Origin of the sequence: Jiangella ureilytica, from assembly GCF_004348545.1 — a bacterium.
In the GTDB taxonomy this organism is placed as follows: Bacteria; Actinomycetota; Actinomycetes; order Jiangellales; family Jiangellaceae; genus Jiangella; species Jiangella ureilytica.
Genome location: NZ_SMKL01000077.1, coordinates 1 through 12738, shown reverse-complemented (window position 1 = coordinate 12738; position 12738 = coordinate 1). Strand labels below are relative to the sequence as shown.

Here is a 12738-nt window from a genome sequence, read left to right as displayed (position 1 = left end):
CGGCGGGTCACGCCCCGGCGGGTCACGCCCCGAGGGCGAGCTCCAGCAGGTCGGCCGCGGTCGCGCGGGCACGGGCGATCGCGTCGCGCACCCCGCCCGCCGTCATCGTCACCAGGGCGCCCTCGTGCAGCAGGGTGAGCCGCAGGCCGACCTCGTCGGCGTCCTCGAGGTCGCGCAGGCCGGCCTCGGTGACCAAGCGCGTGTACAGCGCGCGGATCCACTCGTTCTCGGCCCGGATCACCGCGACGCCCGGGTGCTCCGTCCCGCCGATCTCCGCGTAGGCGTTGACGAACGCGCAGCCGCGCTCGTCCTCGTGCTGCCACTCGGCGAGCGCGTCGTACACCGCCAGCACGCGTTCCGGCCCCGGGTCCGGAGCGTGCTCGTCGAGGTACGCGGCGGTGAACGCGCGCGAGCGCTCGAACCGGCGGCCCAGGTAGAGCGCCACCAGCGCGTCCTTGGAGCCGAACCGGTCGTAGAGCGTCTTCTTCGTGGTGCCGGCGGCCTCGGCGATCGCCTCGACGCCGACGGCTCGGATGCCGCGCCGGTAGAACAGCGCGCTGGCCGCGTCGAGCAGCCGCTGCCCGGCCGGGGTGAGCTCGGTGGAGGCCTGGCTGACCATACACTGACAGTATACCGACCGGTATGGTTACATCCAGGCCATGACGGAGTCCGCGCTTCGGTCCGCACCGCGCACGTCCCCGGCCGACGTCGCCGCGGCCGCCGCCCTGGTCGTCTTCTGGAGCTCCGGTTTCGTCGGCACCCAGCTCGGGACGCGGTACGCGCCCGCCGACACGCTGCTGGCCTGGCGGTACCTGATCGCGGCGGCGATCCTGCTGCCGCTCCTGGGACCGCGGCTGTTCCGGGTGCGTCGCGGCGCACTGGGCCGGCACGCCGTCGTCGGGTTGTTCTCGCAGGTCCTGTACCTGGGTGGAGTGACGACCGGCATCGGACTCGGCGTCTCGGCCGGCACCTGCGCGCTGATCGCGGCCCTGCAGCCGCTGGTCGTGGCGACGGCCGCGCGGCGGCTGCTCGGCGAGGTGGTGGGCGGGCGGACCCGGCTGGGACTGTGGCTCGGGCTGGCCGGGGTCGCGATCGTCGTGTCCGCCGACGTCGGGGCGGGCGGATCCTGGTGGATCCATCTGCTGCCGGCGGGCGGCATGCTGGCGTTGTCGGCGGGGACGGTGCTCGGGCAGCGCTGGCAGCCGGCGGGCGGGGTGCCGGTGTCGCTGACGGTGCACGTGGTGGTCGCGGCGGCGGCGTTCTCGGGCGAGGCCGCGGTGTTCGGGCGGTTGTCCGTGCCCGGGAGTGCGGGATACTGGTGGTCGGTCGTGTGGCTGCTGGTGCTGTCCACCGCCGGCGGCTACGGCGCGTACCTGCTGGTGCTGCGGCGCGGCGGCGCGACCCGGGTGAGCGGCCTGCTCTACCTCACCCCGCCCACGACCACCGTCTGGGCCTGGGCGATGTTCGGCGACTCCATCGGGGTGCGCACGGTGCTCGGCCTCGCCGTCTGCGCCGTCGCCGTGTGGCTCGTGGTCAGCCGGCCCCGGAATGATCACGTTCAGCAGGTCATCCCCTGCTCCACGAGGCCTGCAGACCTCGTGAAGCGGGAGAAGTCTTCGTGATCCCCGTCGCCGTCTGCGCCCTCGACCAGCGAAACAGCAGGCCGGACCAGACAACCCGGGTCAGCCGACGGGCTCGGCGACTCCGGGACGGAACTCGGGCGCGGCGGAGCGGACACCGTCGGCGGCCTGGTCGTCGGGCTCGGTCTGGGAGGCGCGCTCGGCCTCGACGCGCTTGCGGTAGACGTCGACCTCGCGGGCGATCGTCGCCTCGTCCCAGCCGAGGGTCTCGGCCATGAGCCGGGCGACCGGCTCGGCGGACTCGAGGCCCCGGTGGGGGTACTCGATGCTCACCCGGGTGCGCCGCGTCAGCACGTCGCTGATGTGCAGGGCCGCCTCGTGGGTGACCGCGTACACGACCTCGACCTGCAGGTAGTCGGCCGCGCCCGGGATGGGCTGCAGCAGCTCGGGCCGGCCGTCGGCGAGAGCGAGCAGCTCGTGCACCAGCGAGCCGTAGCGGTCGAGCAGGTGGCGCAGCCGGTGCGGGTGCAGGCCGTGTTCGTCGGCCAGCCGGTCGACCTGGTTGACCAGGGCGTGGTAGCCGTCGGCGCCCAGCAGCGGCACCTTGTCGGTGATGGAGGGGCGGATCCAGCCGCGCAGGTCGTCGCGGGCGGCGTCGACGGCGTCCTTGGCCATGACGCGGTACGTCGTGTACTTGCCGCCCGCGATGGCGACCATGCCGGGCGCGGGCCGGGCGACGGCGTGCTCGCGCGACAGCTTGGAGCTCTGCTCGCTCTCGCCGGCCAGCAGCGGCCGCAGCCCCGCGAACACGCCCTCGATGTCGTCGTGCGTGATGGGCGTGGCCAGGACGGAGTTGACGTGCTCGAGGATGTAGTCGATGTCGGCCTTGGTGGCGGCCGGGTGGGCGAGGTCGAAGTTCCAGTCGGTGTCGGTGGTGCCGATGATCCAGTGGTTGCGCCACGGGATGACGAACAGCACCGACTTCTCGGTGCGCAGGATCAGCCCGCTCTCGGCGGCGATGCGGTCGCGCGGCACCACGATGTGCACGCCCTTGCTGGCACGCACGCGGAACCGGCCGCGGGTGCCGGCGGTGCGCTGCATCTCGTCGGTCCAGACGCCGGTGGCGTTGATGACGACGTCGGCGCCGACCTCTTGCTCGGCACCGGTCTCGACGTCGCGGATGCGCACCCCGCTGATGCGGTCGGCCTCGCGCAGGAAGCCGATGACCTGGGTCGACGATCGCACGACGGCGCCGTAGTGGGCGGCGGTGCGGGCGACGGTGAGGGTGTGGCGGGCGTCGTCGGCCTGGGCGTCGTAGTAGCGGATGCCGCCGATGAGCGCGTCGTGGCGCAGGCCCGGGAACAACCGCAGCGCGCCGGCCTTGGTCAGGTGCTTCTGCCCCGGCACCGAGCGGGCGCCGCCCATGGTGTCGTACATGAGCAGGCCGGTGGCGGTGTAGGGCCGCTCCCACAGGCGGTGCTTCAGCGGGTAGAGGAAGCTGACCGGTTTGACGAGGTGCGGCGCGATGCGCGTGAGCATGAGCTCGCGCTCGTGCAGCGCCTCGCGGACCAGCCCGAACTCGAACTGCTCGAGATAGCGCAGGCCGCCGTGGAAGAGCTTGCTCGACCGGCTGGAGGTGCCGGCGGCGAAGTCGCGCGCCTCGACGAGGGCCACCCGCAGGCCGCGGGTGACGGCGTCGAGGGCCACTCCGCTGCCCACCACGCCCGCGCCGATGACGACGACGTCGAAGCGTTCCGCGCCGAGGCGGTCCCAGCTCTCCTGCCGGGCCTCGGGCCCCATCCGGCTGCTCGTGCCGGGGACGGCTCCGGCCCGCACGGTGTCACCGGTCACGTCGATCACGTCTCCTTGCAGCTCAGCGAGCATGAATCGGCTCAAATGCCGCCCAGGTGCGACATGTCGACGCGACCGTCAGCGGCACCCCACAACACGCTACCCGCTCTGATCCCGGAGGACGTAGACAGTTGCTCTACGCACCAGTAAGTTCCGAAGGGACCCTTGGCAACGTTGCCGAGACCAGCCGGGACACCGGGGACGCCACGGCCGTTGTCGTCAACGGAAGCGGAGGTTCAGATGGACCTGAGTTTCGGCGACATCTTCCTGAACGAGTTCCTCGGCACAGGAATGCTCCTGCTCCTCGGTTGTGGTGTGGTCGCCACGGCCATCCTGGATCGGAGCAAAGGACTCGGCGGCGGCTGGCTGCTCATCAACTTCGGCTGGGGCATCGGTGTGTTCGCCGGTGTCTACGTGGCCTTCGAGTCCGGTGCCCACATCAACCCGGCAGTCACTCTCGGCCTCGCGGTCGAGGGCTCCACGGAGTGGTCCGACGTCCCTGCCTACCTGCTGGGTCAGCTGGCCGGCGCCATCGCCGGTGCCGTCGTCGTCTGGTTGGCGTTCAAGCAGCACTTCGACGTCGAGGAGGACCCGGCCAAGAAGCTGGCCGTGTTCTCGACCGGCCCGCAGATCCGGAACCCGCTCTGGAACACGGTGACGGAGGTCGTCGGCACCTTCGTGCTGCTGTTCGTCATCCTCTCGTTCGGCAACTCACCCGTCGACCTCGGGCCACTGGCCGTCGCACTCCTGGTGGTCGGCATCGGCGCCTCCCTCGGTGGCCCGACGGGGTACGCCATCAACCCGGCCCGCGACCTCGGCCCGCGCATCGCCCACGCGTTCCTGCCCATCAGGGGCAAGGGCTCCAGCGACTGGGGGTACTCCTGGGTTCCCGTGGTCGGCCCGATCATCGGCGGCATCCTCGGCGGTCTGCTCGCCAGGGCCGTCTACTGATCGCCCGCCCCGAGCACTGCCTGCCCCGTACGACGATGTGAGGAGAAGGGGATGAGTCAGTACGTAGCCGCCATTGACCAGGGCACGACGTCCACCCGGTGCATGATCTTCGATCACTCCGGCCGGGTGGTCTCCGTCGACCAGCGGGAGCACGAGCAGATCTTCCCGCAGGCCGGCTGGGTCGAGCACGATCCGGAGGAGGTCTGGCAGAACACCCGACAGGTCTGCGCGGGGGCGCTGGCGAAGAAAGACCTCGTCACCAGCGACATCGTCGCCGTCGGCATCACGAATCAGCGCGAGACGGCGGTGGTGTGGGACAGGACCACGGGCAAGCCGGTCTACAACGCGATCGTCTGGCAGGACACGCGCACCGACCGCATCGTCGACGAGCTCGCCAAGAACGGCGGCCCGGACCGGTACCGCGCACGGACCGGGCTGCCGCTCGCGACCTACTTCTCCGGCCCGAAGGTGAAGTGGATCCTCGACAACGTCGACGGCGCCCGCGCGAAGGCCGAGGCCGGCGACCTGCTGTTCGGCAACATGGACACCTGGGTGCTGTGGAACGCCACGGGCGGACCCGAGGGCGGCCTGCACTACACCGACCCGACCAACGCCTCGCGCACCATGCTGATGGACCTCGACACCTTGTCGTGGGCCGAGGAGCATGCCGCGGACATGGGCATCCCGGTGTCCATGCTCCCGGAGATCCGGTCGTCGTCGGAGGTGTACGGCAACATCCGCGAGCGCGGCGCGCTGGGCGGCGTTCCCGTCGCCGGCATCCTCGGCGACCAGCAGGCGGCCACGTTCGGCCAGGCCTGCCTGTCGCCGGGCGAGGCGAAGAACACCTACGGCACCGGCAACTTCGTCCTGCTCAACACCGGGACGGAGAAGGTGATGAGCGAGAACGGCCTGCTCACCACCGTCTGCTACAAGATCGGCGACAACGACGCGGTCTACGCGCTCGAGGGCTCCATCGCGGTCACCGGCTCGCTGGTGCAGTGGTTGCGCGACAACCTCGGCATCATCGGCGCGGCACCCGAGATCGAGACTCTGGCCAGGGGCGTCGACGACAACGGCGGGGCGTACTTCGTCCCGGCGTTCTCCGGCCTGTTCGCGCCGTACTGGCGCTCCGACGCCCGCGGCGCGATCGTCGGGCTCACCCGGTTCGTCAACAAGGGCCACATCGCCCGCGCGGTCCTCGAGGCCACGGCCTTCCAGTCCCGCGAGGTCATCGACGCCATGAACGCCGACTCGGGGGTGGCGCTCACGTCGCTCAAGGTCGACGGCGGCATGGTGGAGAACGAGCTGCTGATGCAGTTCCAAGCCGATATCCTCGGCGTCCCGGTCATCCGGCCCGTCGTCGCGGAGACGACGGCGCTCGGCGCGGCTTACGCGGCCGGGCTCGCCACCGGGTTCTGGGGCAGCGAGGACGACATCCGCACCAACTGGGCGCAGGACAAGCAGTGGGACGCGGACATGGACGAGGCCCACCGCGAGAAGATCTACCGCACCTGGAAGAAGGCCGTCACGAAGACCTTCGACTGGGTCGAGTCGGACTGAAACCTGCGGGAACGGTCGTCGGGCACCCGATAGGCTGGGTGCCCGATGACCGACACCACCGCCCCGCTCTGGCCTGCACCGACCGCCGTCACGCCGGTCGACGCGACCATCGAGCTGCCCGGCTCCAAGTCCATCACCAACCGCGCCCTCATCCTGGCCGCGCTCGCCGATGGACCGTCACGGGTCCGCCATCCGCTGCTCGCGCGCGACACCCGGCTCATGATCGATGCCCTGCGCGCGCTCGGCATCGTGGTCGAGCCGGTCGACGACGGCGTGAGCGTCGCTCCCGCGCGGGTCACCGGCGGCATCGGCATCGACACCGGGCTGGCCGGCACCGTCATGCGGTTCGTCCCGCCGGTCGCCGCGCTGGCCGACGGCGACGTCCGGTTCGACGGCGACCCACAGGCGCGCAAGCGGCCCATGGGCATCGTGCTCGACGCGCTGCGGGCGCTGGGAGTCACCGTCGACGACGACGGCCGCGGCGTGCTGCCGTTCACCGTCGCCGGCACCGGCGCGGTCGCCGGCGGGCCGGTCACCATCGACGCGTCGGCCTCGTCGCAGTTCGTCAGCGGCCTGCTGCTGTCGGCGCCGCGCTACGACAAGGGCATCGTCGTCCACCACGACGGCGCGCCGGTGCCGTCGCAGCCGCACATCGACATGACGGTGGCCATGCTGCGCGAGCGCGGGGTCGAGGTCGACGACTCCGAGCAGAACACCTGGCGGGTCGAGCCGGGCCCCGTCCGGGCGCTCGACACCGTCGTCGAGCCCGACCTCTCCAACGCGGCGCCGTTCCTGGCCGCCGCGGTGCTGACCGGCGGGACGGTGCGCGTCCCGCGCTGGCCGTCGGCGACCACGCAGCCGGGCGACGACCTGCGCGACCTCCTCGCCCGCATGGGCGCCGACGTGGCGCTCGACGGCGGCGTGCTGACGGTCCGCGGCACCGGCGAGGTCCGGGGCCTCGACGCCGACCTGCACGACGTCGGCGAACTGACCCCGGTCCTGGCCGCGCTCGCCGCCCTCGCCGGCTCGCCGTCGCACCTGCACGGCATCGCTCACCTGCGCGGCCACGAGACCGACCGGCTGGCGGCGCTGGCCGCTGAGATCAACGGGCTGGGCGGCGACGTCGCCGAGACCGACGACGGCCTGGTCATCCGCCCGGCGCCGCTGCGCGCCGGGGTCTTCCACAGCTACGCCGACCACCGCATGGCGCAGGCGGGCGCCGTCCTCGGGCTGGTCGTGCCGGGCGTGCGAGTCGAGGACATCGCGACCACCTCGAAGACCCTCGCCGACTTCCCCGGCATGTGGGCCCGGCTCCTGGGGCACGGACAGGACACTTCTGCCCTCGACGGAAAAGCGAGTCTCGGGCAGGAGCCCACCGCGTGATGGCCCGGCGGACCGCCGCCTCGTCGTACGACGAGCGCGACGTCAGGGTCCGCCCCGGCCGCGGCTCGCGCCCGCGCAGCAAGCTCCGGCCGGCCCACGCCGACGCGACGTCGGGCCTGGTCATCGCCGTCGACCGCGGCCGCTACACCTGCGTCGTCGAGCCCGACGGCCACATCGTCACCGCCATGACGGCCCGCGAGCTGGGCCGCAAGGCCGTCGTCGTCGGCGACCACGTCGGCCTGGTCGGCGACGCGTCCGGCCGTCAAGGCTCGCTGGCCCGCATCGTGCGGGTCGAGGAGCGCTCCACCGTCCTGCGGCGCAGCGCCGACGACGACGATCCGGTCGAGCGGGTCATCGTCGCCAACGCCGACCAGCTGATGATCGTCACCGCCGTCGCCGACCCCGAGCCCCGGCCGCGGCTGATCGACCGCGCCCTGGTCGCCGCGTTCGACGCCGGCATCGAGCCGCTGCTGTGCATCACGAAGGCCGACCTCGCCGACCCCGCGCCGCTGGTCGCGACCTATGCGCCGCTGCAGGTGCCCGCCGTGGTGGCGCGCCGCACTCCGGGCACCGAGGAGACGGACGTCCGCGAGGTGGCCGAGCACCTGCGCGACCACATCACCGTGCTGATCGGGCACTCCGGGGTGGGCAAGTCGACGCTGGTGAATGCCCTGGTCCCGGGTGCCGACCGCGCCACCGGGCGGGTCAACGTCGTCACCGGGCGGGGCCGGCACACGTCCACGAGCGCGGTCGCGCTGGCGCTGCCCGGCGGCGGCTGGGTCATCGACACGCCGGGCATCCGCTCGTTCGGGCTGGCGCACGTCGACGCCGACCGCCTCATCCTCGCCTTCCCCGACCTCGCCGCCGAGACCGAGGACTGCCCGCGAGGGTGCTCGCACGCCGACGGAGCACCCGAGTGCGGCCTCGACACCGCGCTGGCGGCGGGGCGCATCGACCCGGACCGGCTGGCGTCGTACCGCAGGCTGCTGGGCAGCCGTGACGGCCAGGCGAGCGACTAAGGGCGTCTGACGGGTCTTCGGCGGCGCGGATCGACGTCCGGACGCCGCCCGCATCCGCCTATACCCGTCAGACACCCCTGACCGTGTAGGTTGGCCGATCGTGGCCCACGACGACGACCTCCGCTTCGCCCACGTCCTGGCCGACGACGCCGACTCGCAGACGATGTCGCGGTTCCGGGCCGCTGACCTGCGCATCGAGACCAAGGCCGACCAGTCCCCCGTCACCGACGCGGACAAGGCGACCGAAGAGGCCATCCGGCGGACGCTGGGGCGCGCGCGCCCGCGCGACGCCGTCGTCGGCGAGGAGTTCGGCGCCGGCGGCTACGGCGCGCGGCGCTGGGTCGTCGACCCCATCGACGGCACCAAGAACTACCTGCGCGGGGTGCCCGTCTGGGCCACGCTGATCGCGCTCATGGTCGAGGACCAGGTCGTCGCGGGCGTGGTGTCGGCCCCGGCGCTGCAGCGGCGCTGGTGGGCGGCGCGCGGCACCGGCGCCTACACCGGCCGGTCGCTGTCGTCGGCGACCCGCTGCCGGGTCTCCGACGTGGCATCGCTCGAGCAGGCGTCGCTCTCGTACTCGTCGCTGAGCGGGTGGGAGGATCGCGGGCAGCTGCCGGCCTTCCTCGACCTCACCCGAGCCTGCTGGCGCACCCGCGCCTACGGCGACTTCTGGTCCTACATGCTGCTCGCCGACGGCGCGGTCGACATCGCGACGGAGCCCGAGCTGGCGCTACACGACATGGCGGCACCGTCGATCGTGGTCGAGGAGGCGGGCGGGCGCTGGACCGGCCTCGACGGCGTCCCCGGCCCGCTGGGCGCCGACGCCCTCGCCACCAACGGCCGCCTCCACGACGAGGTCCTCGCCCACCTCGGCACCGCGCAGTAGGTCAGCCGGCCCCGGCGCGCCGTCGGCCGCCGGCCTCGCGGCCCTGCGCACCCTGGCAGGCAGGACGAGGTGACAAGGGATCAGTCGTCACCGGATCGTCGGGCGGCGTCGTTCGACGCCGGAAGGGTGCACCACTAGCCAGGCGGCGCGGGGCCGGACCGCTCGCGCGTCGACGCCAGGTAGCTGCCGACGGTGTTGACCAGCGCGACGATCGGCACCGCGATGATGGCGCCGATGATCGAGCCGGCCAGCGTCCCGATGGCGACGGCGACGGCGACGGCCAGCGGGTGGATGCGCACCATGCGGCCGAGGATGAACGGCTGGAAGATGTTGCTCTCGATCTGCTGGACGACGATGAGCCCGGCCAGCACGACGATCGCGATCAGCAGCCCCTGCGTCACCAGGGCGACCAGCACGGCCACCGTCCCGGTGACGAACGCGCCGATGAGCGGCACGAACGCGCCGAAGAACACCAGCACGCCGAGCGGCAGCGCCAGCGGCACCTGCAGGATGAACAGCAGCACGGTGATGGCGACGGCGTCGAACAGCGCCACCAGCACGGTGCCGCGGATGTACTGGCCGAGCGTCAGCCAGGCGACGTCGCCGGCGGCCGCCGCGCGGGCCCGCGCCCGCGCCGGGAACAGCCGCACCAGCCACGTCCAGATGCGCTCGCCGTCGTAGAGGAAGAAGATCAGCGCGAACAGCGCCAGCGCCAGCCCGACGAGGATCTCGATGGCGACGGTGGCCGCGGTGGCGGCCTGCTCGGTGACGGAGCTGTCGTCCTGGAAGACCGCGACGGCGCGGTCGATGTAGCCGTCGAGCTGGGCCTCGTCGATGCGGAACGGCGGGCCGGTCAGCCAGTTGCGGACCTCTTGCAGACCCTCTTCGGCCTGGTCGACGACGTCCTGGAACTGGCCGCCGACGGCGTTGCCCACCAGCGTGAGCGAGCCCACCACGACGAGCAGGAACGCGACGAAGACCACGGCAGCCGCGGGCCCGCGCCGCCAGCCCGCCGCGCACAGGCGGCGCACCAGCGGCTGCAGCCCGGCCGCCAGCAGCAGCCCGGCCACCAGCGGGAAGATGACCACCCGCAGCTCCCAGGCCAGCCAGCCGACCCCGGCCACAGCCGCGGCGATGACGATGAGCCGCCAGCTCCAGTCGGCGGCGTCACGAACGACGCGCGGCACCGAGTGCTGGTCGGGCGGACGGAGCTCGGGCGAATCGGCGGGCGGCGGCGGCACCGGGCGGAGCACGGGCGCGACCGGCTCCGGCACCAGGCCGTCGGACGGCGGGTTGGAACCGTCGGTCGCGGAGGCGACGTCGGCGGGTGGCAGTGCCCCAGGCGCGCCACCGGGCGGCGCGGCCTGCTGGCCGGCCGCGGCGGCCTGCGCGAGCCGCTGGCGGGCATCGGACAGCCAGCGGGTCAGTCGCACCAGACGATCCGGCACAGGGGTCAGCCTGACACACGTCCCTGACAGGCCGTGCCGACGCCCGGCGGCGGCCGGGGAAATTCTTCGCGACGACGCGTCATGATCCGGCCCGCTCCCCGTTATGGAGGGTGCAAGGTCGGACCGAAGCGTGCGCGAGAACGGGGAGTTCCGAGGATGACGGTGTTCAACCACGACGGCCTACCGGCGACATCGTTGCTGGCGGCCTGGCTGGACCGGCCGGTGCCGGCGAGCGCACGCGACGGCGACGGCGCACCGGACACAGGCCGGGCGGAAGCAGGGCACCCGGGCACTCAGCCGGAGTCCGCGAGGCGTGAACAGCAGAGCTGCGAGCTGCCTCCGCCCGGTGTCGAGGCGGTGATCGACGCGCTGTGCGCGGCGGAGCCCGATCCGGAGGACGTCGCGCAGGGCCTGACGGTGTTCGCCTGGGAGCGGGCAGCGACGACCGGCGACCTCACCTGTCTGCTGGACGAGCTGGACGAGCTCTGGGACGTCCTCGAGGCGTCGGCGACAGCCCCGCTCCCCCGCATCGCGGCGCGGCACCGCGTCGTCGACGCGTGGGTCGACGCGGTCGCCGCCGAACGCGGCTCGCCCGGCCTCGATCCGCTGTCCGGTCTGCACACCGCGGGCTATCTCTACGGCCGGGTGAACGAGCTCGACCGGTTGTCCGGGATCGAGCCGTCGGCGCTGGTCCTGATCGTGATCCGGTGGGAGTCGGCCGATGGCCCGTGGCTGCGGATCGCCCGCATCCTGCAGGCCGCGTCGGCGCTGCGGACGCGGGTCCGGCCCCAGGCGACGCTGAGCCAGGTGGGGACGACGATGGCGCTGGCGCTCGTCCCTGACGATGCGCAGGCACGGGTCGAGCGGATCTCCTTGACGAAGGCGGTCGAAAACGGTGAACTGAGCACAGCAAACGTGCGGGTCGACGTCTTCGCTGTCCCGGACTCTCGAGCGCGATTGCCTGAACTCGTGACTCGGCTGTATGGGGGGGCTAATGTCGATCATGCCGTCAGGCCGCCCAGGTATCGTCACTCAGGGAGTGGTTCCCTGGACTGAGCTGCCTGGGTGGAACCGGAATAGCGAGTACAGGTGACGATTCCAGCAGACGCTGCCAGCGACGATCAGCTCATCGCGCGCACGCGCGAAGGCGACATGGGCGCCTACGACGAGCTGTACCGTCGCCATGTCGACGACGCCTCCAAGGTCGCGCGCATCGTCACCAACAACAGCGACGAGTCGCAGGACATCGTCGCCGAGGCCTTCACCCGGGTGCTCACCCGGCTGCGCGAGGGCGGCGGTCCCGACCTCGAGTTCGCGCCGTACCTCAAGACGGTGGTGCGCCGGCTCGCCATCGACCGGCACCGCGGGTCGCAGCGCGACGGGTCGCAGACCGACCCGTCCATCCTCGACATCCTGCCGACCGCCGACGACGCCATGGCCCGCTCCACCGACCGCCAGCTGGTCCGGCACGCGTTCGAGACGCTTCCCGAGCGCTGGCAGCAGGTGCTCTGGCACACCGAGATCGAGGGTCGCTCGCCGGCGTCGCTGGCGCCCGCGCTGGGCAGCTCCGCGAACGCCGTCGCCGCTCTGGCCTACCGTGCCCGCGAGGGCCTGCGGCAGGCCTACCTCGCGGTCAACCTCTCCGCCGAGGTCCAGCCCGAGTGCCGTCCGTACGCGCCGAAGATCGCGTCGTACGTGCGCGGCACGCTGTCGGCGCACGACACCCGCGAGATGAGCGCCCACCTCGCCACCTGCGCGCACTGCCGCGAGCGGCGCGACGAGCTGCTGCTCCTCGTGTCGGACATGCGGGGCATCCTTTGGCCGGCCCTGCTGCTCCCGGCCTCCGGGGCCGCCGCCGGTGCGGTGGCGGCCGCCGGTGCCGGCGCGGCCGGTGGCGGAGTGCTGGCGTTCCTCTCGCCGGCCAGCTGGGGCAAGCAGGCCCGGCAGTTCGCGGCCGCCGGTGGCGCGGCGGCCGCGGCCGCCGCCATCGCCGTCGCCGCCTGGGCCCTGACGAGCGACGACCCCGCCGACCCGCCCGCCGCGGCCCCGAGCGTCAGCTC

11 protein-coding genes are annotated in these 12738 nt (G+C 72.7%); 8 read left to right on the top strand and 3 right to left on the bottom strand.

Annotated features, from left to right (window positions below; all coding sequences use genetic code 11):
- Positions 1–22 precede the first annotated feature (22 nt).
- Entirely contained in the window at positions 23–619 is a 597-nt protein-coding gene (locus E1212_RS24610) for a TetR/AcrR family transcriptional regulator (protein WP_131987392.1), read from the bottom strand.
- Positions 620–659: 40 nt separating this feature from the next.
- On the opposite strand from E1212_RS24610, the gene E1212_RS24605 reads away from it, so the two are divergent.
- Positions 660–1622 carry a DMT family transporter gene (locus tag E1212_RS24605; RefSeq protein ID WP_131987390.1) on the top strand — a complete coding sequence of 321 codons (963 nt, stop codon included), beginning with the start codon at positions 660–662 and terminating at the stop codon, positions 1620–1622.
- 60 nt (positions 1623–1682) lie between these two features.
- On the opposite strand, the gene E1212_RS24600 is transcribed toward E1212_RS24605, so the two are convergent.
- Entirely contained in the window at positions 1683–3380 is a 1698-nt protein-coding gene (locus tag E1212_RS24600) for a glycerol-3-phosphate dehydrogenase/oxidase (protein WP_203417176.1), read from the bottom strand.
- Between the two features lie 291 nt (positions 3381–3671).
- Between E1212_RS24600 and E1212_RS24595 the strand changes: the two genes are divergently transcribed.
- The 5 genes from E1212_RS24595 to hisN all read left to right on the top strand — a co-directional run bounded on the left by E1212_RS24595 (position 3672) and on the right by hisN (position 9230).
- A complete protein-coding gene (locus tag E1212_RS24595) occupies positions 3672–4382 on the top strand; it encodes an MIP/aquaporin family protein (RefSeq protein ID WP_238992469.1) in 711 nt (236 codons plus the stop codon).
- Positions 4383–4433: 51 nt separating this feature from the next.
- Complete coding sequence (glpK, locus tag E1212_RS24590; protein ID WP_131987386.1) at positions 4434–5942, top strand: glycerol kinase GlpK; 1509 nt, start codon at positions 4434–4436, stop codon at positions 5940–5942.
- Between the two features lie 45 nt (positions 5943–5987).
- The gene (gene aroA, locus E1212_RS24585) at positions 5988–7325 is read left to right on the top strand and encodes a 3-phosphoshikimate 1-carboxyvinyltransferase (RefSeq protein ID WP_131987384.1); all 1338 of its coding nucleotides are present in this window, start codon (positions 5988–5990) and stop codon (positions 7323–7325) included.
- The gene (gene rsgA, locus E1212_RS24580) at positions 7325–8344 is read left to right on the top strand and encodes a ribosome small subunit-dependent GTPase A (RefSeq protein ID WP_131987382.1); all 1020 of its coding nucleotides are present in this window, start codon (positions 7325–7327) and stop codon (positions 8342–8344) included. The genes aroA and rsgA overlap by 1 nt, the downstream gene beginning before the upstream one ends.
- A gap of 97 nt (positions 8345–8441) precedes the next feature.
- Positions 8442–9230, top strand: a complete 789-nt coding sequence (hisN, locus tag E1212_RS24575) for a histidinol-phosphatase (protein ID WP_131987380.1) — start codon at positions 8442–8444, stop codon at positions 9228–9230.
- A gap of 134 nt (positions 9231–9364) precedes the next feature.
- Here the strand turns inward: hisN and E1212_RS24570 are convergent, their stop codons facing one another.
- Positions 9365–10678 carry an AI-2E family transporter gene (locus E1212_RS24570; RefSeq protein WP_131987378.1) on the bottom strand — a complete coding sequence of 438 codons (1314 nt, stop codon included), beginning with the start codon at positions 10676–10678 and terminating at the stop codon, positions 9365–9367.
- Between the two features lie 162 nt (positions 10679–10840).
- Between E1212_RS24570 and E1212_RS24565 the strand changes: the two genes are divergently transcribed.
- Entirely contained in the window at positions 10841–11734 is an 894-nt protein-coding gene (locus E1212_RS24565) for a hypothetical protein (protein WP_131987376.1), read from the top strand.
- A 33-nt stretch (positions 11735–11767) separates the two neighbouring features.
- A partial coding sequence (locus E1212_RS24560) for a sigma-70 family RNA polymerase sigma factor (RefSeq protein WP_131987374.1) occupies positions 11768–12738 on the top strand: 971 nt, incomplete at its 3' end.